This window comes from Peribacillus sp. TH16 (genome assembly GCF_016651095.1).
GTDB classification, from domain to species: Bacteria; Bacillota; Bacilli; order Bacillales; family DSM-1321; genus Peribacillus; species Peribacillus butanolivorans.
In genome coordinates, this window is sequence record NZ_JAEKEM010000009.1 from 1,319,209 (window position 1) to 1,340,393 (window position 21,185).

The window sequence follows — 21,185 nt, forward strand, 5'->3', positions numbered from 1 at the left end:
AGTTTATGAAAACGTATGCTACCATTAAGACTGCCAAAACACCTGAAAAGCTATAAAAGGTATTAGAGCGGTGATTTGTAATTTATATACATACTTCGACATTGTGTACAAAAGTACCATATCAAAAATGCCCAAAAACTTCAAGTAATCGAATTGGATAGGAGGATAAAATGAAAACGCAACATATTTTCCCTGGAATCGTTTTAATCGGTTTCGGACTCTATTTTTTTCTTGAACATTCACAAATAGAAATCTTTCCAGGCTTTTTTAGCTGGCCCACCTTATTATGTATCGTTGGTATCGCCTTCTTAATACAGGCTTATAGCGGTAATGAATTTGATTCAATCCTTCCCGGCGTCATTTTGCTCGGGTTCGGCGCTCATTTCCATATCGTTGAGAACCTAGATATTTGGCCGGATAATATAGGTATCTTTATTTTAATCATATCTCTAGGATTTATTCTCCGTGCCCGCAAAACAAATTCTGGAATGTTACATGGGATGATATTATTTATCATCTCAATCCTTATTTTATTTTATGATAAAATCTCTACTTCTTTCGGCATCCTCGAAACAAGTACGGCAAATATTGAAAAGTTTTGGCCGTTTGTGTTGATGGGAATTGGGGTTTACATATTAATCCGAAAAAAATAAAGCTTTAAAAAATCAAGGCGAATTTCATGCAGAAAAGGGTATTTCCATATACGGAATACCCTTTTCTTTTTGTTACATATATTTCTTAAGAACGCCCCAGGCCTGTTCTTTTCCTTCGCCTGTTTCTCCTGAGAAAAGAAGCAATTCATCTTCCCTTTCCATATTAAGCGTTTGGCGTGTGACTTTTAAGTGCTTCTGCCATTTGCCTTTTGGAATTTTATCCGCTTTTGTGGCGATAACAATCCGTGGCAGGTCATAATGCTTTAGGAATTCATACATTGCGATATCATCCTTAGTCGGTGGATGACGCAAATCGACGATTAAGAGCGCAGCACGAAGCTGGTCACGGGAGGTGAAATACGTTTCGATCATTCTCCCCCATGCATCACGCTCAGTTTTAGAAACCTTTGCATAGCCATAACCCGGTACATCCACAAAATGAAGTGCTTCATTTATGATGTAAAAATTCAACGTCTGCGTCTTACCTGGTTTAGAGGAAGTACGCGCCAAATTTTTTCGATTAATCATTTTGTTAATAAAACTCGATTTCCCTACATTGGAACGACCCGCTAAGGCAAACTCCGGGATTGGAGTGTTTGGATATTGTTCAGGCTTTACAGCACTTATGACAATATCTGAACTTGTTACTTTCATTCGTTCACACCTACCAATGCATGCTCAAGGACTTCATCAACGTGTGAAACTGGAACAAATGTTAATTCTTTACGGACACTTTCCGGGATATCATCAATATCCTTTTCGTTATTTTGCGGGATGATGATTTTCGTAAGTCCTGCCCGGTGAGCCGCTAAAGATTTTTCTTTAAGGCCGCCGATTGGAAGAACTCGTCCGCGTAATGTAATTTCGCCTGTCATGCCTACCTCTTTTCTGATCGGCCTATTAGTAAGGGCCGATATTAACGCTGTTGCAATCGTGATGCCTGCGGAAGGACCATCCTTAGGGACAGCACCTTCAGGAACATGAATATGAATATCATATTTTTCATGGAAGTTCGTATCAATATGAAGTTTCTCGGTTTTCGAACGGACGTAACTAAAAGCAGCCTGAGCCGATTCTTTCATTACATCGCCAAGTTTTCCTGTCAAAATAAGCTTGCCTTTACCTGGTGATAAAGAAACCTCGATTTGTAGCGTATCGCCACCTACCGACGTGTAAGCTAATCCATTAGCGACACCGACTTGGTTCTCGACTTCCGCTTGTCCATAATGGAACATCGTTTTCCCTAAAAACTCCTCGACATTCTTTTCAGAAATGACAACCCGTTTTTTATCTCCGGATACGATGATTTTCGCAGTCTTTCGACAGATGCTTGCAAGCTGTCGTTCCAGACTCCGGACACCAGCCTCCCGGGTATAATAACGGATGATTTTAGTAAGGGCTTCCTCACGAATTTGCAGTTGGGTCTTCAATAAACCATGGTTTTCTAACTGTCTAGGCAGTAAATGATCCTTGGCAATATGAAGTTTCTCTATTTCAGTATAACCCGCAATCGAAATGATTTCCATACGATCACGAAGCGGCCCCGGAATTGTGCCCAAATTATTCGCAGTTGCAATGAACATAACTTTGGAAAGGTCATAGGTTTCCTCTATATAATGGTCACTGAAATTATGATTTTGCTCCGGATCGAGCACTTCAAGCATCGCTGCAGATGGATCTCCCCTAAAGTCATTTGACATCTTATCCACTTCATCCAGTAAAAAGACAGGATTAATCGTTCCAGCTTTTTTCATACCCTGGATGATCCGGCCTGGCATTGCCCCTACATAGGTACGGCGGTGCCCACGGATTTCTGATTCATCACGCACTCCACCTAAGGAAACCCGAACGAAATTCCGGTTCAGGGATGCAGCGATTGATTTAGCCAAGCTTGTTTTCCCAACCCCAGGAGGGCCCACTAAGCAAAGGATTGGTCCCTTCAATGAATTGGTCAATTGCTGAACAGCTAAATACTCAAGTACCCGCTCTTTTACCTTTTCCAACCCATAATGGTCACGGTTTAGAATTTTTTCAGCTTTATGAATATTCAAGTCGTCTTTCGAAGCTTTAGACCAAGGAAGCGAGATTAACCAATCAATATAGTTGCGGATGACGGAACTTTCAGCTGAGCTTGACGGAACCTTTTCATAACGGTCCAATTCCTTTAATGCTGTTTCTTTAATATGCTCCGGCATATCCGCTTCTTCTATCTTTTCAGTAAGAACGGTAATTTCACCTGTTTTGCCTTCTTTATCTCCCAATTCCTTTTGAATCGCTTTCATCTGTTCACGCAAATAATATTCTTTTTGCGTCCGCTCCATGGAACGTTTAACACGCTGACCGATCTTTTTCTCAAGAAAAAGAACTTCTTTCTCGTTATTAATGATCTCAATAACACGGCTTAAACGTTTTTTCATATCAATAGTCTCAAGTACTTCTTGCTTTTCCTTCAATTTCAAAGGCAAATGCGAAGCAATTATATCAGCTAGTCTTCCCGGCTCTTCAATATCGGAAGTAGCTGAAAAGGTTTCACCGGTTATTTTCTTGGACATCTTTATGTATTGTTCAAAATAATCCAGCAAAGTACGCATTAATGCTTGATGTTCCGCATCTTTTTCATCGCTGTCTTCATATATTTTAATCTTGGCACCATAATGTGTCTCATAATCGTAAAATTCGATGACCTCTGCTCGGTTTAATCCTTCCACCAACACTCGGATTGTACCGTTTGGAAGCTTCAACATCTGTTTTACCTTTGTTAAAGTCCCCATTGTAAATAAATCTTCTTCACCTGGTTCGTCCAACGAAACATCTTGCTGTGTCGTCAAAAATATAAGATGGTCTTCCACCATTGCTTTCTCAAGGGCTTGTACCGATTTATCTCGGCCTACATCTAAATGAAGTACCATCGTTGGATATACAAGCAGTCCTCTAAGCGGCAGGAGGGGGACGATGATTTCTTTATCAGTCATTTCCTGACACCTCCATCTAATTAGTATCGTCGTTGTAAACTATTTACCCATGTTCTCAACCTTTTAACAATTCTATCCTATTTATATAGAAGTGTCTATTTGTTTACCTTAACACGTTTCTACTGCTTTTATTATCTCCAATATTAGATAAAAAAGCACGTATGAATAAGCTATTATTTTTCTGTTAGGTTTATTTCGTGAAATTGTTATGGTCCTTAAAATGCCCCGGTCTGATCAAACCGGGGCATTTCTTTTATACACTTTCTTTTTTCGATAGGTCCAAGGATGTGAGAATTTGTTCCGACATCAACTCTTTTTTCAGTGCCCGGTCAAATACTTCTTTCACATTCGAAACGGGAATGATCTCAATATCCTTGATTTCTTGGAGCAATGGCTGCATGTTTTCTGCTGGAATGATTACTGTCTTTGCTCCAGCCAGTTTTGCAGCCTTGATTTTCGGAATAACTCCGCCAATCGGTTTAACGCCGCCATGAATGCTGATTTCTCCAGTCATCGCTAGTGTGTGATCAACAGGGATTTTATAGATTGCCGAGTATATACCTGTAGCCATTGCAATTCCCGCTGAAGGGCCATCTACAGGACTTCCACCAGGAAAGTTTACATGGATATCAAATTGGTCGGCCGGCACTCCCATCGAACGTAAAACCGTGATTACATTTTCAATTGAACCTTTTGCCATGCTCTTGCGGCGGATTGATTTCCCATTCCCCCCGCCGATGCTTTCTTCTTCAACAATACCGGTTATATTTATCGAACCGCTTTCATTAGAGGCCGCCATAACCGTTACCTCAATTTCTAGCAATGCCCCGCTGTTGGGCCCATAGACGGCAAGACCGTTAACGAGGCCTATTTTTGAATTAGATTCAATTTTTCGATCCATTCGCGGTGTCAGTTGGCTGCTATGAGCCATCCAATCAATATCTTCTTCCCTTATAAATGATCGGTTTTCATTAATCGAAATACCCGCGAGAGTCTGAATCATATTAACAGCTTCTCTACCATTTCGGGCATAATCCGAAATCGATTGTAATCCTTTTTCACTAATCGTGATTCCTACTTTATCGGAGGCATTTTTAGCAACTGTAATGATTTCTTCCCGGTCAAGTTCACGGAAAAACACTTCAATACATCTCGAGCGAATCGCAGGTGCAATTTCATTTGGCGTCCTGGTTGTGGCTCCAATCAAGCGAAAGTCAGCCGGGAGTCCATTTTTAAAAATATCATGAATGTGAGTAGGAATATTTTGATTTTCTTCTTGATAATAGGCACTTTCGAGAAACACCTTACGATCTTCCAACACTTTTAACAGCTTATTCATCTGTATTGGATGAAGCTCTCCTATTTCATCTATAAACAATACGCCTCCATGAGCATTGCTAACAGCACCCTGCTTTGGCTGTGGAATACCAGCCTGGCCCATTGCTCCAGCTCCCTGATAAATTGGATCATGCACAGACCCAATTAATGGGTCGGCAATACCCCGCTCATCGAATCTAGCTGTAGTCGCATCCAATTCAACAAACACAGCCGAATTTTTAAAAGGAGATTTCCCATTTTTTTTCGCCTCTTCTAATACAAGCCTAGCAGCTGCTGTTTTCCCTACTCCTGGGGGACCGTAAATAATCACATGCTGAGGATTCGGCCCACATAAGGCCGCCTTTAAGGATTTAATGCCATCTTCCTGACCGACAATTTCGTTAAACGTACATGGCCTAACCTTTTCGGCCAATGGCTCTGTTAACGAAATCGACCTCATCTTTCGTAATTGATCCATTTCTTTTCGTGAATCACGGTCAATAGAAACTTTTTGCGTCCGCTGACCTTTCAATAAATTCAAAAAATACAATCCAATTACAATCCCAAAAAACAGCTGGATAAACAACGCTATTCCTGTCCAATTCATCGTATTCCCTCCTGCACTCGCCTAGTTTGTCATTTCTGTTAGTATCTCCTAGGGCAGGTCGAAATTATCCAAGAAATTCAGGTTGTAAATTTTGGAGTTTTAATCGTAAACATCAGCAAATTTCCATCATGACATCCTAAAAAGCAAAAAAAAGACTGCCAGCATGAACTGACAGTCTTTACGTTTTTATTAAGTTAAGCAGATGTTTTCTTTTCTTGTCCTTTGATGGTTGTACCGTCTTTAAGGACTAGCTTTGGAGATTCATTTTTCGAAATCGTACTACCTGTGATTACGCATTTTGCAACATCGTCACGGGAAGGAAGATCAAACATCACTTCAAGAATGATGCCTTCAATAATAGAACGCAGACCACGTGCACCTGTTTTACGTTCTATTGCCTTTTTAGCAATTTCACTTAGCGCTTCCGGTTCGAATTCCAATTCAACATCGTCCAGCTCAAGTAATTTTTGGTATTGTTTCACAAGAGCATTTTTCGGTTTTGTCAGGATTTCAATCAATGCAGCTTCGTCTAATTGCTCAAGAGTAGCAATTACTGGAAGACGGCCGATGAATTCCGGAATCAATCCGAAACGAAGTAAGTCTTCAGGAAGAACTTTAGAAAGCAATTCTTTTTCTGCAACATCATCCTTTTTCACATCAGAGCCAAAACCGATAACTTTTTGACCAAGACGGCGTTTGATGATTGGTTCGATGCCATCAAAGGCACCGCCGCAGATGAATAAAATATTGGTAGTGTCGATTTGGATGAACTCTTGATGAGGATGTTTACGTCCCCCTTGTGGCGGTACGCTAGCAACCGTTCCTTCAAGAATTTTTAGCAACGCTTGTTGCACACCTTCACCAGACACATCTCGTGTAATAGAAGGGTTTTCAGATTTACGGGCAACTTTATCAATTTCATCGATATAAATGATGCCTTTTTCCGCTTTTTCCACATCATAATCAGCAGCTTGGATCAATTTAAGAAGGATGTTTTCCACATCTTCCCCTACATATCCAGCTTCCGTTAATGAAGTTGCATCAGCAATAGCAAAAGGAACATTCAGAAGACGTGCTAATGTTTGCGCAAGAAGAGTTTTCCCGCTTCCCGTCGGTCCGATTAAAGCGATGTTACTTTTAGAAAGCTCTACATCGTCGACTTTGCTATTGGAATTGATACGTTTGTAATGATTGTAAACAGCAACAGCTAAAGATTTCTTCGCCTGTTCTTGTCCAATCACATATTCGTCAAGAATTTCACGAATTTCCATTGGCTTAGGTACATCCCTGAATTCAACTTCTTCATCAGTACCCAGCTCTTCTTCAACGATTTCCGTACAAAGCTCGATACACTCGTCACAAATATATACACCTGGACCAGCAACCAGTTTACGGACTTGTTCTTGTGTTTTACCGCAAAAAGAACATTTTAACTGTCCTTTTTCATCATTAAATTTAAACATAAACATTCACCCCTTTAAATACTCTTCCAACTCTATTACAGTAGTGGTATCTAATTCCTAATAAAAAAAGACACACATCTACTAAAGCATTCCAAAACTCCTAGTATGTTTTGCATTTTATCATGTTTCTTGGAAGTTTAGTAACAATAATGCTCACGCTTGCGAGTTGTTCAATAAGTACAATAATCCAATCAATATGTATTTGCCCTTTACCAGTATGCCCAAAACTTTTGATTTTTAAAATAAGGATTTGTTGTATAAATATGTATATGCGGTATTAGAACTAATCTACACTGAAATCCCAAAAAAATCAATCAGGAAATAACTGATAATTTTAAATTTCCACAAATTCTCAATATGTATAAAACAAGGCACGATTACTCGCGCCTTGTTTTTTTGAAGAAAATATTAAAATCTACTTACTTATTAAAATTATTTTGCTTCAACTGTTTTGCTGTTTTCAACCAAGAAGTCAATTGCTTTCTTAATTTTAAGATCGCCTTTAATTCCATCTAAGTTTCCAAGAGCTTGTTTGATTGCTTCTACTTCCATTTTGTACATTTCAGCCATTTGACCAAGTTCAGCTTCTACATCTTCGTCAGTTGCTTCAAGTTTTTCAGCTTCAGCAATTGCTTCAAGAGTTAGGCTTGTACGAACTTGTCCTTCAGCTTCTTCTTTCATTTGTGCTTTTAAAGCTTCTTCGTCTTGACCTGAGAATTGGTAGTAAAGATCCAAGTTTAGTCCTTGTGATTGAATGCGTTGAGAAAACTCATTCATCATGCGGTCTACTTCGTTTGAAATCATTGCTTCAGGAACGTCCATTTCTGCACCTTCAACAGCTTTACCAATTACAGTGTTTTGTACGAAGTTTTCTTCTTCGTGTTTTTTGTCATGCTCTAATTTATGTTTTGTTTTCTCTTTAAGTTCAGCTAATGTTTCAACTTCGTCGTCAACATCTTTCGCGAACTCATCATCCAACTCAGGAAGTTGCTTTGTTTTGATTTCGTGAATTTTCACTTTGAATACAGCTGGTTTACCTGCAAGTTCAGCAGCATGGTATTCTTCTGGGAATGTTACTTCGATATCTTTTTCAGCGCCAGTTTCAAGACCAACTAGTTGTTCTTCAAAACCAGGAATGAAAGAGTTAGAACCGATTTCTAATGAATGGTTTTCAGAAGCTCCACCTTCAAATGCTTCACCATCAACGAATCCTTCGAAGTCAAGAACAACTGTATCGCCTTCAGCAGCTTGTCCTTCTTCTTTAACAACAAGCTCAGCTTGACGCTCTTGCAAAGTTTTTAATTCATTTTCAACATCTTCGTCAGTTACTTCAGTATTGAATTTTTCAACTTCAACACCTTTGTAATCTCCTAATTTAACTTCAGGCTTAACTGTTACAGTTGCAGTGAAAATTAAGTTTTCGCCTTTTTCCATTTTCTCGATGTCGATTTCTGGACGATCTACAGGCTGAATTCCAGCTTCTTCGACAGCATTTGCATAAGCATCTGGAAGAATAATATCAAGAGCATCTTGATAAAGAGATTCTACGCCGAATTTTTTTTCGAACATTTGACGTGGCATTTTACCTTTACGGAAGCCAGGTACGTTTACTTGTTTTACTACTTTTTTGAAAGCTGCGTCTAAACCTTCGTTTACTTTTGCAGCGTCAACTTCAATTGTTAATACGCCTTGATTACCTTCTTGTTTTTCCCATTTTACAGACATGTGTTTCCCTCCAAAAAATCTATATACTTCAATAATAAGCATTGGATGAATATGCTTTGCAAGTGTTAACAAGTCATCCTTCAAAAATACCCAAAAAAATTATTGGGAAATCGTCAAAATTAGACGATTATACATTACAACCACTACATTATACCACAGGATTAATCTGTTACAACAGCTATAGGTTAAATAATGGGATAAGAAATTTCCTCGATTTCTTTAATATAGGATAGAATATCCTCAACTGCTTCCTCATCAGCCAAGTATATGTCCGCTATCTTCCCGCTGATATTTTCTCCTGCCATGTATTCTTCTGCTAATGCATGATAGGCAGCCGCCCATACTGGCAGGCTTTCTGGTTCCGGTTCAAACGGATATAATAGAAAGGAATGCCGCTCGATTAAACTATGCACCATTTCAAATAAGCTTGGGTTTTTCTGACTGATTTCCGCTTCTGTAAGACTGGTAACCTTCTTATAAAATTCCGTCTCCTTCAAGCCTGCTAATTCTTTTGGAATTACGGACTTTGCTTTAGAGAATTTCTTAAGTGTCACTTCTTCGTTATATTCCTGGTCGGTAAGGATGTTAAGGAGCATCGTTTTAAAAAACGGATGGCCTTGTTCTTGTTGTAGAAATTGTTCGATTTGAGGGATAAATGGTCGAATATTTATATTCGTCAGTTTTGAAATAACTAAGAACATTTCATTATCCGTTTTCCCTTCAAACAGCTCATCCTCTTTTAATTCCTCTGCAAGCTGTTGTTTTTGCCTGTCCGCTTCCTCTTTTTTATCTTCAAGAGCCCTTTTACTGAACTGAAGCATCTTTTCAAAATGTTCCTCTTTATCAAATGGTATTTGATTTTCTTCAAATAGCATTTCAATAGTCGTAACCATTTCCTGATGCTCACTTAATTGTAAAAGCACCATTAAATAGATATTGATGAGTTGAAAATAATCACCGATGCCTTTGTTCAACATCTCTTGGCACAACTCTTTTGACTCCTCATAATACTCAAGTTCGACAAGGGAGACCACTAGTCCCATACAGACTTCATCATTTTCGGGCTCAAACTCCCGAGCTTGGCTAAAGAGCAGTGCAGCATCTCTAAAGTTTCTGTTCCCGAGCTCATCTAACCCTTTTACTATCAACCTTTCACCGAGATTTGGAAAGGAGATAATCTTGGTCTCTTCAGCTTTCTTTTGGTTGTTCTTATTATCCATCCTGTTTTCCGCCTCACCGTCGCTTTTTGAAAAACAGTTTAGCATGTAATAGTATGAAATACAAAAATTATAAGGGTGAATGAACACTTTCCACCTTTTTTTCTTCACAAAAAAATCCCGGCCCCTTTCAAATAAGAAAGAAAGAACGGGAGATTTGTTCTTCAATTAAATACTAGAAACAACCTTTTTTTGTTGTTCATAAGCAGAAATCTCTTCATCATATTGAAGTGTAATAGAAATTTCATCCCAGCCTTTGACTAGCATTTCCTTCCAATATGGATGAATCTCAAAGCTTGCTTCAAACCCTTGACCATCTATCAATGTTTGATTAGGCAGATCAATCGTCAACTCATAGTCAGGCGCTGACACTCTCTCCATTAAATACTTAACTTCATCCTGCGTTAAAGCAATAGGAACCATCCCATTTTTCATGCAGTTACTTTTAAAAATATCAGCAAAAGACGGTGCGATGACAATATCAAATCCGTAATCTTTCAACGACCATGGAGCATGCTCACGTGAAGAACCACAACCGAAATTTTCACCTGCAATTAAAATGGACGTGTTTTGATTATGAGGCTGATTTAATTCAAAATCGGGCCGTTCCTTTCCATCCTCATCAAAACGCCAGTTATAGAATAAAAATTCACCAAATCCACTTCGCTCGATTCGTTTTAAAAATTGCTTTGGAATGATTTGATCTGTATCCACATTTTTACGGTCAAGTGCCGCGGCTCTTCCTTTATATATAGTAATGGGTTCCATTCTCTGCACCTCCAGCTAATTCGTATTCTTAATGAACTTGTTCAGCTTTTTTCAAGTTTCTAATATCGACAAATTTCCCATAAATGGCCGCTGCTGCAGCCATTGCCGGGCTAACTAAGTGAGTCCTTGCTCCAGCACCTTGACGTCCTTCAAAGTTCCGATTACTAGTGGATGCACAGTGCTCACCAGATGGAACGGCATCCGGATTCATACTTAAGCACATGCTGCATCCTGATTCACGCCACTCAAAGCCTGCGGATTTGAAAATTTCATCCAAACCTTCATCTTCCGCTTGTCTTTTAACACTTTGTGAACCTGGTACGACCATCGCTCGAACACCTTTTTGAACAGTCTGACCATCTATCATTTCTGCTGCTTGTCGCAAGTCCTCAATGCGGGAATTTGTACAAGATCCAATGAATACATGCTGAACAGGAATATTCGTTATTGGCATACCTTCTTCAAGACCCATATACTCCAGAGCACGATTCAGTTCTTTTGAATCGATGATATCTTCAGCAAAGGTCGGCACATTACCGTCAACTCCACTCGCCATTCCTGGGTTTGTTCCCCAGCTGACCATCGGCGAAATTAGGCTGCCATCAAGAGTTATTTCCTGGTCATAGACCGCATCTTCATCACTGGCAAGCGACTTCCAATCCTGAACATATTGTTCGAATTCCACTCCTTTTGGCACATATTTACGACCTTTTAAATAAGAGAATGTTGTTTCATCAGGAGCCACAAGCCCCGCTCTTGCTCCGCCTTCAATCGACATATTACATACCGTCATTCTTTCTTCCATTGACATATCTCTGAATACTTCGCCACAGTATTCAATGATATGTCCAGTACCAAAATCGACACCGAATTTAGAAATCACATATAAAATGACATCTTTCGCCATCACACCTTGACCAAGCTTTCCATTAACCTCAAGCTTTAATGTTTTTGGTTTTGTTTGCCATAGAGTTTGTGTAGCCAAAACGTGTTCGACCTCACTTGTTCCTATGCCAAACGCAATCGATCCGAATGCGCCATGTGTAGAGGTATGACTGTCACCACAAACAATCGTCATCCCCGGCTGTGTAAGACCTAATTCAGGACCAATAACGTGAACGATTCCTTGTTCCGGACTGTCTAAATCAGCAAGGCGGATGCCAAACTCCTTACAGTTTTGGTCAAGTGCTTCTAACTGTTTTCTTGCAATATCATCCTCGATGAAATAGCGATTAACAGTTGGCACATTATGATCCATTGTCGCGAATGTACGATCCGGTCTTCTAACTTTACGCCCTTTTAATCTCAATCCTTCAAATGCTTGAGGAGAGGTTACTTCATGAATATATTGAAGGTCTATATACAATAAATCCGGTTTATTTTCCTCATCATTTACAATATGCCGATCCCATATTTTTTCTATTATCGACTTGCCCATCTGTATCCACCTCGATTAATTTTATATTTTTTTAAAAAACACGGCCTAATGTTAGGCCGTGAAAGAAGTTTATGCATAAGCTCCCATGATGTTGGAAATAGCTTCCTGGTCTAAAAGATTCGCTTTTATTTCGGCAATCATTTCTGAAGTAGAAGTAATGTTTGATTGCCCATTTGCAATATCACCTGTTCTTAACCCATAATCGAGTACCGTTTCCACAGCTTGCTCAACAGCATTTGCCTCATTTTCCAAGCCAAAGGATAAGCGTAGCATCGATGCCGCCGATAAAATAGTTCCGATAGGATTAGCTAAATTTTTGCCTGCAATATCAGGTGCAGAGCCATGAATTGGTTCATATAAATTCGGCCCTTGAGTAGATATTGAGGCGGAAGGAAGCATTCCAAGCGAACCAGTTAATACAGACGCTTCATCGCTTAGAATATCGCCAAACATATTCTCTGTTACGACAATATCAAATTGTTTTGGATTTTTAATAAGTTGCATGGCTGCATTATCCACAAGCATATGTTCAAGCTCTACATCCGGATAATCCTTTGCAATTTCTTCAGCCGTTTCACGCCACATCCGGCTGGATTCAAGCACATTGGCTTTATCAACAGATGTTACTTTTTTCTTTCGATCAGATGCTAATTTAAACGCAAGTTCAATGATGCGCTGCATTTCGATTTTTTGATAGAAAAGAGTATCGACAACCGCTTCTTTTCCTTCTCTTTCTACCCGTTCACTCGGCTTTCCGAAATAAAGGCCGCCCGTTAGTTCTCGGACAATAACAAAATCTACATCTTCAATGAATTCCTTTTTAAGAGGTGAAGATTCCGATAAGCTGGAATAATAGCTGATTGGTCGAATGTTAGCATAGAGATTCAAATCTTTTCGGATTTTTAATAATCCTCGTTCCGGTCTTAGGTGTGCAGGTTGATTATCCCACTTCGGTCCCCCAACGGCACCTAATAATACCGCATCGCTGTTTTTACAAATCTCTACTGTTTCATCCGGCAGGGGCGATCCTGTGTTATCGATTGCCCCGCCACCAATTTCACCATATTGAAATTCAAAATCGTGACCATATCTTTGGGCAACGGCTTCGAGAATTTCTACAGCGCCTCTTGTTACTTCTTTCCCGATGCCATCTCCTTGAAGCACCGCAATATTCCTTTTCATCGAAATCTCCCCTTTCTATTGTAATACTGCTTTTTCTTCTAATTCCTTCATGATGATCACACGGTTCACCGCGTTCAAATATGCTTTAGCAGATGCTTCCAAAACGTCTTGATCGAGACCGCGTCCGCTCGTTTCCACACCGTTAAAATCGATTTTCACAAAAACCTGTGCAAGGGCATCCATTCCGCCACCTACAGATTGAATCCGATAGTCTTTCAAGTTAATCTCGCTACCCAAACATCTTTCAAGCGTATTATAAAGCGCCTCAACACTTCCTGCACCAGTTGCCGCTTCCTGAATTTCTTCGTTATCGCCTTTTTTCAGCGTAACAGTCGCTGTCGCAACCTGATGTGTACCGTGAGAAATCTGGAAAGAAACCAGGTCGTAAAAACTGATATCTGTCGCTTTTTCTTCAAGCACTAGTGCCACGATATCTTCATCCGTCATTGTCTTTTTGTTATCAGCCAATTCCTTGAACTGAACGAATAAAGAGTTCATTTCTTCATCAGTTACCGAAAAATTCAACTCTTGCAATCTTTCTTTGAAAGCATGTCGTCCGGAATGTTTACCTAAAACGAGTGAATTAGATGCAACGCCGACAAGTTCCGGTGAAATGATTTCATACGTTGTTTTTTCTTTTAACATACCATCTTGGTGAATACCCGATTCATGCGCGTAAGCATTGGCACCAATTATGGCTTTATTAGCTGGAACCTGCATCCCCGTTAGACGGCTGACCAAATCACTGGATCTTTTAATTTCATTTAAAACAAGGCCCGTTTCAGCTTGATAGAAATCTTTACGAATGTAGAGAGCCATTGCTACTTCTTCGAGTGCCACATTACCAGCACGCTCTCCAATGCCGTTGATTGTACCTTCAACTTGTGTTGCTCCGCCTTCGATGGCAGCCAAGGAGTTAGCTGTTGCCATTCCAAGGTCGTCATGGCAGTGTGCAGATAAACTCACCTTATCAATAGAAGGAACGTTTTCACGCAGGTAACGGAAAATGTTGCCGTATTCGATTGGAGCAGCGTAGCCTACTGTATCCGGAATATTAATAACCTTTGCACCCGCTTGAATGACTGCTTCGACGATTTCAGCCAAATATTCAAGTTCTGTACGGCTCGCATCTTCTGCAGACCATTGTACGATAGGAAAACGTTCTGCCCCGTACTTAACCATCGCAATCGATTGTTCAATCACTTGTTCTTTTGACATTTTCAGCTTATATTCACGGTGAATGGGAGAAGTTGCGATGAACGTATGCAATCTTGGTTCTGCCCCGACTCTTAATGATTCCCAAGCTGCATCAATATCTCCTTTTACAGCGCGCGCCAGCCCTGTAACAGAGCTGTTTCTGATTTTGCGCGCGATTTCCTGAACCGAGTTGAAATCTCCTTTGGATGCTGCCGGAAAACCGGCTTCGATAATATCTACACCCAATCTTTCTAACTGATAAGCAATTTCAAGCTTTTCTGTAAAGTTTAAATTTACACCAGCGGATTGCTCCCCATCTCGAAGTGTAGTTTCAAATATATTAATTTTTCGCAACGGCTACCACTTCTTTCTCTTTTTGTTGAGGTTTTACAAATGGCATCATTTTTCTTAACTCACGACCAACTACTTCGATTTGATGTTGGTTTTCACGATTATTGATAGCATTGAAGACTGGACGATTTGCTTGGTTTTCCAAAATCCATCCTTTAGCGAACTCACCGTCTTGGATATCTTTCAAAATAGCTTTCATTGCTTCTTTAGTAGTTTCTGTTACAACGCGTGGTCCAGAAACGAAATCTCCCCATTGTGCTGTATCAGAAATGGAATAGCGCATGTTTTCCATTCCGCCTTCATACATAAGGTCGATGATTAATTTAAGTTCATGTAAACACTCAAAGTATGCAACTTCCGGTTGGTATCCAGCTTCTGTCAAGGTTTCGAAACCGGCTTTTACAAGGGCAGTTAAGCCGCCGCAAAGTACTGCTTGCTCTCCGAATAGATCTGTTTCTGTTTCTTCTTGGAATGTTGTTTCCAAGCCACCAGCTCTTAATGAACCGATTCCTCTAGCGTAAGCAAGTGCTAATTCTCTTGCTTCCCCTGTAACGTCTTGATAGATGGCAAACAATGCTGGTACACCTGCTCCTTGTTCAAATGTGCGGCGAACAAGATGTCCAGGACCTTTTGGAGCTACCAATAACACATCTACGTCTGCTGGCGGAACGATTTGATTGAAATGAACGTTGAATCCGTGTGCGAACATTAACGCTTGGCCTGCACGCAATACTGGTTTAATTTCTTCTTGGTATACTTTTGGTTGAGTTTCATCCGGTAATAGATTCATGATAACATCCGCTTGTTCAGCTGCTTCTTTAACTGTGTATACATTGAATCCGTCTTCTACAGCTTTATCGAAGGATTTACCTTTTCTGATTCCGATGATTACTTCAACGCCGCTGTCACGTAGGTTTTGTGCGTGTGCGTGTCCTTGTGAACCGTATCCGATAACTGCTACCTTTTTATTGTTGAAGAAATTCTCGTTTGCTTCTGCGTTATAATATACTTTTGCCATAATAATTACATCTCCCTTTTCTTATCCATTAGTTTTTTGTTGTTTTTGTTTTTAGTCTTTAAACGATTGTTGCACTTTTTGCATGTGCTAATTGCATTCCACGTGGGAATGCAGCTGTCCCTGTCCTTGCCAATTCCTTGATGCCATAAGGTTTGATTAGTTCAATAAAAGCTTCAATTTTGTCTGACTCCCCAGTGATTTGAACCGTCAGACTATCTTTACTCACATCTATTACAGATGCTCGGAAAGGTTCAATGACTGAATAAATTTCAGCACGGGTCTGGGTACTCACTAATATTTTAATGAGTGCCAGCTCCCTGGCCACAATCGATTGATTCGTAATATCATATACTTTTAAAACATCAATCTGCTTGTTTAATTGCTTTGTGATTTGTTCAATGACGTTTTCGTCATCAACATCGACCACGAAGGTCATCCTTGATATACCTTCCTGTTCGGATGGTCCGACAGTCATGCTTTCAATGTTATAGTTCCTTTTTGTGAACAGGTTCGTAATCCTATTAAGGACGCCTGGCCTGTTGTTCACGGTGAGGCTAAGAATTCCCTTCATTGATTAAACTCCTTCCATTTCATCAAGCCCTTTTCCTTGCGCTACCATCGGAAAGACATTTTCTTTTTGTTTAACACGGAAATCAATTAATACCGGTCCATCAATTGCTAGCGCTTCATCGAGGCAGTTGCTTGCTTCTTCTTCCGTAGTTACTTTGAATCCCGGAATTCCATAAGCATCAGCCAATTTCACGAAATCAGGGTGCGATTGGAAAATGCTGTGTGAAAAACGGTTATCATGAAAGAGTTCCTGCCATTGTCTTACCATTCCAAGTGCTCCATTATTGACGATGATAATTTTGATTGGTAAATTCATTTCAGCAATAACCGAAAGTTCCTGAAGGCACATCTGGAAGCCACCATCTCCGGATATTGAAAGTACTGTCGCTTTCGGATCTGCTAGTTGCGCCCCGAGTGCGGAAGGTAATCCAAAGCCCATCGTGCCAAGTCCACCGGAAGTGACCCAAGAATTTGGTTTGTTAAACGGATAGTATTGCGCTGCCCACATTTGATGCTGTCCAACATCCGTCGTAACAATGGCTTCTCCATTCGTTTTTTCATGAAGCATTTGGATGACTCGCTGAGGTTTCAGCACGCCTTCTTCCTGTGTATAACGCAAGGGGAATTCTTCATTCCATTTAGTCAGCTGTGTGGTCCATTCTTTAATATCCGGCATTTTACCACTTTGCCCAATCAACTCGGTTAGGGCTTCTTTCGCACTGCCGACTACCGGAATCTTTGTTGGTACATTTTTACCGATTTCTGCTGGATCAATATCGATATGGGCAACCGTTGCATGCTGTGCGAATTTTGCTAAATTCCCAGTCAATCGGTCATCGAATCTGGCACCGATATTGATTAATAGATCACATTTTGATAACGCCATATTTGCTGCAAAACAGCCATGCATACCGCCCATTCCGATAAAAAGCGGATGGTCAGCCGGAAAGCCGCCAAGACCAAGTAGAGTGTGAACAACTGGAATCCCTTGCTGCTCGACGTATTCCTTTAATAGATGGGATGCCTTTGCATGCAGGACACCTGCCCCAGCAAGAATGACCGGTCTTTTCGCTCCACTTACCGCTTCAACGAGCTTTCTAATTTGCAAATAATTTGGCTTCGTCGTCGGCTGATAACCAGGGAGATCCATTACAGGCTCATCATCCGTTGATACTCCTTCTAAAATGGCCATATCTTTCGGAATATCGATCAAAACCGGACCCGGTCGGCCGCTTGAAGCGATATAAAAAGCTTCTTTTATAATACGTGGGAGGTCTTCCGGCTTTCTTACTTGATAGTTGTGTTTTGTAATTGGGGTTGTAATCCCTAGTACATCAGCTTCTTGGAAAGCATCTGTACCAATTACACTAGTAGCAACCTGACCTGAAATAACAACAAGTGGTAAAGAGTCAATCATTGCATCCGCTAAACCGGTAACAATGTTTGTTGCTCCTGGACCAGATGTGACTATGACCACCCCCGGCTTGCCGGTAATCCTGGCGTATCCTTCTGCTGCATGGATTGCGCCTTGCTCATGTCTTGTCAAAATATGAAAAAGCTCTGAACTGTATAGCTTGTCATAAATCGGCAATACAGAACCACCCGGATAACCAAAAATGACTTCAACATTTTCCTTTTTCAATGCATCCATCAGGAATTCGGCACCACTATATTGTGTCTTTCCACCTTTCCGATCAGCCACTACTGCTTTTTGTGTCATACGTAAAGACCTCCTCCACTTTCTCACTTGATATTTTTTCTTAAAATTCGGAATTTTCTGCTTTTTTAGCATACAAAAAAGCCTTCCCACCCCAAATGTACTTGCACTCTGCAAGTTAAAGGGGTGAAAAGGCTTGATAAGCCACTCCACGGTACCACCCTTTTTCGCACGAACTTCCATGCGCACTTTGAATAGTCTACACTATTCTCTGTTTTGGTAACGGGTACTGGTACGCACCCGTTCAGCTCTACTAGTCTGACGTTCAAGCCGAAACTCCAAGGTGAGTTCATCTTTCGGGACAATACCGGTTCTCAGCAACCCGGCTCTCTGTGAATGCCTTGTAAAAAGACTACTTATCCTCTTCAATGCTTTTCGCATAATTCATATTTTTAGAAACGCTTATGTTTGATGTCTTGTATTTGTGATTATCTTACTTGTATTTCGGGTACTAGTCAACAGGTTTTTAAAGAATTTTTTGATAATTCTAAATTGCAAGTTTTACTGTATACGCTTACATACCTACTATTATCCCATTCTCTAAATAAATAAATTGTATTTATTTATTTAGAAAAATGTTAAATATTCTATATTTTCAAATTACAAATCAATTTAAAGATTTTTCTCAAGGACCTTCATAAAAGCAAATAACTTATTCCGCGAACTTTACCCAATATCCCTTCTTCCTGTAAATTATGTTTTTTCTGAAAGGCGATTACTGCTTTTTTGTTTTACCCAAAATGACCGAACTAAAAAACCTGATATATAAATACTTACATCTCGTACGCAAGACAGCATAAAATCCAATTTCACATCATAACATCTGTTTTTAGTTTATTAGTATAAATACATAGAAAAAGGCTGAATACATAGGATAATGGATGAATAATCATGTTCATCCTCCTCGTATCAGCCCTTTAATTATTTGGCTAAAACATCCTCGTAATCGGCATTTTTTTCAAATTGTTTTTGAACGAATGTACATACCGGAACGACTTTTAGTTTTTCTTCACGTGCAAACTCAATCACCTTTTCAACAAGAGAATTACCTACCTTCTGCCCGCGAAGCTTGTCAGACACAACAGTATGGTCCACCGTGATTTCATTATCACCTGATTTATAGAACGTAATTTCCGCCAATTTCTCGCCAGATTCCGCGACAAAAAAAGAACCTTCACCTTTTTGGATATCCACCATTTTGATGACCTCCTTTTATATCCCTTTATCATATCTCACAAAATGAAAATTAAACAAATATTTAAAACTAAATTAAGATTGAACCGTCCAAATTACATCTTTTTTTCGATAAACACTTAACACAATGCCAAAATTGAACTACCCACCATTTTCACCCCTCTAAAACCGTTTGTAAGATGTATGAGCCTGCATTTTGTTTAGATTCTGACTTTGCGAGCATTCGGCGCCCTTTATTACTAAGGCGGTATGATTTCTTCTCCGTCTGTTCCCATTTGGCCTCAATGAAACCCCTCCGTTCCAAGTCATGCAGCATCGTATACAAAATTCCCTCCTGCTCGGTGAATTTTTCAATGCCCCGCCTTATTAAGGATGACATAATCTGATAACCGCTTTGTTCCTCCTGAAGAATTCGAAAAATGGCGATCATTACTTCCTCATCACTTTCCTTTGCCTGAACAAGTCGCTGTTTAATAGCCGTCTTTTGTTTGTCAGTAAACTTTACAACAGCAAAAACAGTTCTTTTCATTGCACGGTTGAGCTTATTCAATTTATCTTCCATCGTTATACCCCTCCAGCTTCTCTTTTAGCATCGCTTTCGCCCTCCGCATCCGGGTTTTTATTGTACCTTGGCTGATTCCCGTCATTTCGGAAATTTCTTTTATCGATAACTCTTGAAAATAAAATAAATAAATCACTTCCCTGTATTTTATCGGCAGATTCATCACGGTATGAGAAAGCATTTGATCCTCATCAAGCTTAAGAATAGTTTCTTCCACACTCACCGTTGCCTGTGGCTCCACCCGCTCATCCACGGTATATTCGATGTTCCGATGGTACCAGCTTTTCAAATAATCCTTACAGTGATTTATGGCAATCTTCCATAGCCATGTTCACAACTTTGATTGCTTCTTATATGTAGGCAATGCTTTATAACACTTCACAAAAATCTCCTGCGTTAAGTCTTCGGCAATAGTGAGATTTTTCACATATGAGTACACAAGCTGAAGAATATCCTGACCGTATACAGTCATAATCTCATCCAACCATATATCTTCTTCACCAGCCTCCAGATATTCTGTAAATAACTCCTCCATAACCCTCATCCTTTCTTTCTAATTTATAGACGATTGTCAACAGGTTAAAGTTTTCTTAATTTACCCTTTATAATCAATGGAAGGATTCTTTCCATATACATGTAAGGATATGTATATGATAGGAAGAAACTAAAAAAACTGCCCTATACTGGATAGGACAGAATGTTAAAATTTTATAAAAAGAAAATATAAAATAATCATCAATAACATAATCACCATAAAGACCGCAATGAGAATTACCTGCGCACTAGAGGGCCTGAACGTCTCCTCGTTAATTTGTCGCTTCTTCTGCAAATAACCGAAAGTCGCCAATACAGTAATTACCAAACCCAAAGTACAAGTAAACATCCCCAACACAATACTAATCAAATCAATCCGGTCGTCCCGATACTTGCCGATCGTAAAATGCAAACTCGTGGTTAAAAAACCAACCCCTACAATCGCAATCACCGTTCTGATCCATGCCAAAAAGGTGCGTTCATTGGCCAAATGCTGCTGTGCATACTTTAATTGATTTTTTTCCATATCATCACCTTAGCTTGAATGTTTTATGAATAAATCATATCACAGTGATTGCTTTTTCACATTGACACTGGAGCTAATAAAGAAAATCATATACCCTTTTACTATAAACAGACTGATACACCAGAGACCTCGATTATTCCTAAATCCCCCTTGGTATACCAACCTTTTTATTTA

General features: G+C 39.8%; 17 protein-coding genes, 1 pseudogene and 1 other annotated feature. Of the genes and pseudogenes, 1 reads left to right on the plus strand and 17 read right to left on the minus strand.

Features of this window, described 5'->3' with window-relative positions; all coding sequences use genetic code 11:
* Positions 1-170 precede the first annotated feature (170 nt).
* A complete protein-coding gene (locus JFV29_RS20410; protein WP_201186058.1) occupies positions 171-653 on the plus strand; it encodes a LiaF transmembrane domain-containing protein in 483 nt (160 codons plus the stop codon).
* A gap of 72 nt (positions 654-725) precedes the next feature.
* Here JFV29_RS20410 and yihA read toward each other — a convergent pair whose 3' ends face one another.
* The 17 genes and pseudogenes from yihA to JFV29_RS20495 form a co-directional block, all read right to left on the minus strand.
* Entirely contained in the window at positions 726-1,307 is a 582-nt protein-coding gene (gene yihA / locus JFV29_RS20415; protein WP_053347179.1) for a ribosome biogenesis GTP-binding protein YihA/YsxC, read from the minus strand.
* Complete coding sequence (gene lon, locus JFV29_RS20420) at positions 1,304-3,625, minus strand: endopeptidase La (RefSeq protein WP_053347180.1); 2,322 nt, start codon at positions 3,623-3,625, stop codon at positions 1,304-1,306. The genes yihA and lon overlap by 4 nt, the downstream gene beginning before the upstream one ends.
* A 253-nt stretch (positions 3,626-3,878) precedes the next feature.
* Positions 3,879-5,549 (minus strand): ATP-dependent protease LonB, encoded by a 1,671-nt coding sequence (lonB, locus tag JFV29_RS20425; protein ID WP_201186060.1) that lies wholly within the window; start codon positions 5,547-5,549, stop codon positions 3,879-3,881.
* 194 nt (positions 5,550-5,743) lie between these two features.
* Positions 5,744-7,012 (minus strand): ATP-dependent protease ATP-binding subunit ClpX, encoded by a 1,269-nt coding sequence (clpX, locus tag JFV29_RS20430; RefSeq protein ID WP_053347182.1) that lies wholly within the window; start codon positions 7,010-7,012, stop codon positions 5,744-5,746.
* Between the two features lie 432 nt (positions 7,013-7,444).
* On the minus strand, positions 7,445-8,737 hold the full coding sequence (gene tig / locus JFV29_RS20435) for a trigger factor (protein WP_201186062.1): 1,293 nt from the start codon (positions 8,735-8,737) through the stop codon (positions 7,445-7,447).
* Between the two features lie 185 nt (positions 8,738-8,922).
* Entirely contained in the window at positions 8,923-9,957 is a 1,035-nt protein-coding gene (locus JFV29_RS20440; protein ID WP_056525606.1) for a tetratricopeptide repeat protein, read from the minus strand.
* Positions 9,958-10,122: 165 nt separating this feature from the next.
* Complete coding sequence (gene leuD / locus JFV29_RS20445) at positions 10,123-10,722, minus strand: 3-isopropylmalate dehydratase small subunit (RefSeq protein WP_201186063.1); 600 nt, start codon at positions 10,720-10,722, stop codon at positions 10,123-10,125.
* Between the two features lie 28 nt (positions 10,723-10,750).
* Positions 10,751-12,160: a 3-isopropylmalate dehydratase large subunit gene (gene leuC / locus JFV29_RS20450; RefSeq protein ID WP_201186064.1), complete on the minus strand. Its 1,410-nt coding sequence runs from the start codon at positions 12,158-12,160 to the stop codon at positions 10,751-10,753.
* A 69-nt stretch (positions 12,161-12,229) separates the two neighbouring features.
* Positions 12,230-13,342, minus strand: a complete 1,113-nt coding sequence (gene leuB / locus JFV29_RS20455) for a 3-isopropylmalate dehydrogenase (protein WP_053347187.1) — start codon at positions 13,340-13,342, stop codon at positions 12,230-12,232.
* A gap of 15 nt (positions 13,343-13,357) precedes the next feature.
* Positions 13,358-14,893, minus strand: coding sequence for a 2-isopropylmalate synthase (locus JFV29_RS20460; protein WP_201186065.1), 1,536 nt, complete (start codon positions 14,891-14,893; stop codon positions 13,358-13,360).
* On the minus strand, positions 14,880-15,908 hold the full coding sequence (ilvC, locus tag JFV29_RS20465) for a ketol-acid reductoisomerase (protein ID WP_201186066.1): 1,029 nt from the start codon (positions 15,906-15,908) through the stop codon (positions 14,880-14,882). Before ilvC ends, JFV29_RS20460 begins: the two co-directional genes overlap by 14 nt.
* A gap of 58 nt (positions 15,909-15,966) precedes the next feature.
* Entirely contained in the window at positions 15,967-16,479 is a 513-nt protein-coding gene (gene ilvN, locus JFV29_RS20470) for an acetolactate synthase small subunit (protein ID WP_053347190.1), read from the minus strand.
* A gap of 3 nt (positions 16,480-16,482) precedes the next feature.
* On the minus strand, positions 16,483-18,198 hold the full coding sequence (ilvB, locus tag JFV29_RS20475) for an acetolactate synthase large subunit (protein ID WP_053347191.1): 1,716 nt from the start codon (positions 18,196-18,198) through the stop codon (positions 16,483-16,485).
* A 116-nt stretch (positions 18,199-18,314) separates the two neighbouring features.
* Positions 18,315-18,573, minus strand: a binding site (T-box leader).
* Between the two features lie 543 nt (positions 18,574-19,116).
* Complete coding sequence (locus JFV29_RS20480) at positions 19,117-19,392, minus strand: GNAT family N-acetyltransferase (protein WP_053347192.1); 276 nt, start codon at positions 19,390-19,392, stop codon at positions 19,117-19,119.
* Positions 19,393-19,543: 151 nt separating this feature from the next.
* Positions 19,544-19,951 (minus strand): PadR family transcriptional regulator, encoded by a 408-nt coding sequence (locus JFV29_RS20485; RefSeq protein ID WP_201186067.1) that lies wholly within the window; start codon positions 19,949-19,951, stop codon positions 19,544-19,546.
* A pseudogene (locus JFV29_RS20490) lies at positions 19,941-20,486 on the minus strand (sigma-70 family RNA polymerase sigma factor). The gene JFV29_RS20485 and the pseudogene JFV29_RS20490 overlap by 11 nt, the downstream one beginning before the upstream one ends.
* A gap of 165 nt (positions 20,487-20,651) precedes the next feature.
* Entirely contained in the window at positions 20,652-21,011 is a 360-nt protein-coding gene (locus JFV29_RS20495) for a YidH family protein (protein ID WP_056529146.1), read from the minus strand.
* Positions 21,012-21,185: the final 174 nt, after the last annotated feature.

Bases quoted from the DNA above. Each gene is read 5' to 3' on its own strand.
- lon (WP_053347180.1), bottom strand. From the start codon at position 3,625: ATGACTGATAAAGAAATCATCGTCCCCCTCCTGCCGCTTAGAGGACTG.
- clpX (WP_053347182.1), bottom strand. From the start codon at position 7,012: ATGTTTAAATTTAATGATGAAAAAGGACAGTTAAAATGTTCTTTTTGC.
- ilvC (WP_201186066.1), bottom strand. From the start codon at position 15,908: ATGGCAAAAGTATATTATAACGCAGAAGCAAACGAGAATTTCTTCAAC.
- JFV29_RS20480 (WP_053347192.1), bottom strand. From the start codon at position 19,392: ATGGTGGATATCCAAAAAGGTGAAGGTTCTTTTTTTGTCGCGGAATCT.
- JFV29_RS20495 (WP_056529146.1), bottom strand. From the start codon at position 21,011: ATGGAAAAAAATCAATTAAAGTATGCACAGCAGCATTTGGCCAATGAA.
- JFV29_RS20410 (WP_201186058.1), top strand. From the start codon at position 171: ATGAAAACGCAACATATTTTCCCTGGAATCGTTTTAATCGGTTTCGGA.
- yihA (WP_053347179.1), bottom strand. From the start codon at position 1,307: ATGAAAGTAACAAGTTCAGATATTGTCATAAGTGCTGTAAAGCCTGAA.
- JFV29_RS20485 (WP_201186067.1), bottom strand. From the start codon at position 19,951: ATGGAAGATAAATTGAATAAGCTCAACCGTGCAATGAAAAGAACTGTT.
- leuD (WP_201186063.1), bottom strand. From the start codon at position 10,722: ATGGAACCCATTACTATATATAAAGGAAGAGCCGCGGCACTTGACCGT.
- JFV29_RS20440 (WP_056525606.1), bottom strand. From the start codon at position 9,957: ATGGATAATAAGAACAACCAAAAGAAAGCTGAAGAGACCAAGATTATC.
- ilvB (WP_053347191.1), bottom strand. From the start codon at position 18,198: ATGACACAAAAAGCAGTAGTGGCTGATCGGAAAGGTGGAAAGACACAA.
- lonB (WP_201186060.1), bottom strand. From the start codon at position 5,549: ATGAATTGGACAGGAATAGCGTTGTTTATCCAGCTGTTTTTTGGGATT.
- leuC (WP_201186064.1), bottom strand. From the start codon at position 12,160: ATGGGCAAGTCGATAATAGAAAAAATATGGGATCGGCATATTGTAAAT.
- tig (WP_201186062.1), bottom strand. From the start codon at position 8,737: ATGTCTGTAAAATGGGAAAAACAAGAAGGTAATCAAGGCGTATTAACA.
- leuB (WP_053347187.1), bottom strand. From the start codon at position 13,342: ATGAAAAGGAATATTGCGGTGCTTCAAGGAGATGGCATCGGGAAAGAA.
- ilvN (WP_053347190.1), bottom strand. From the start codon at position 16,479: ATGAAGGGAATTCTTAGCCTCACCGTGAACAACAGGCCAGGCGTCCTT.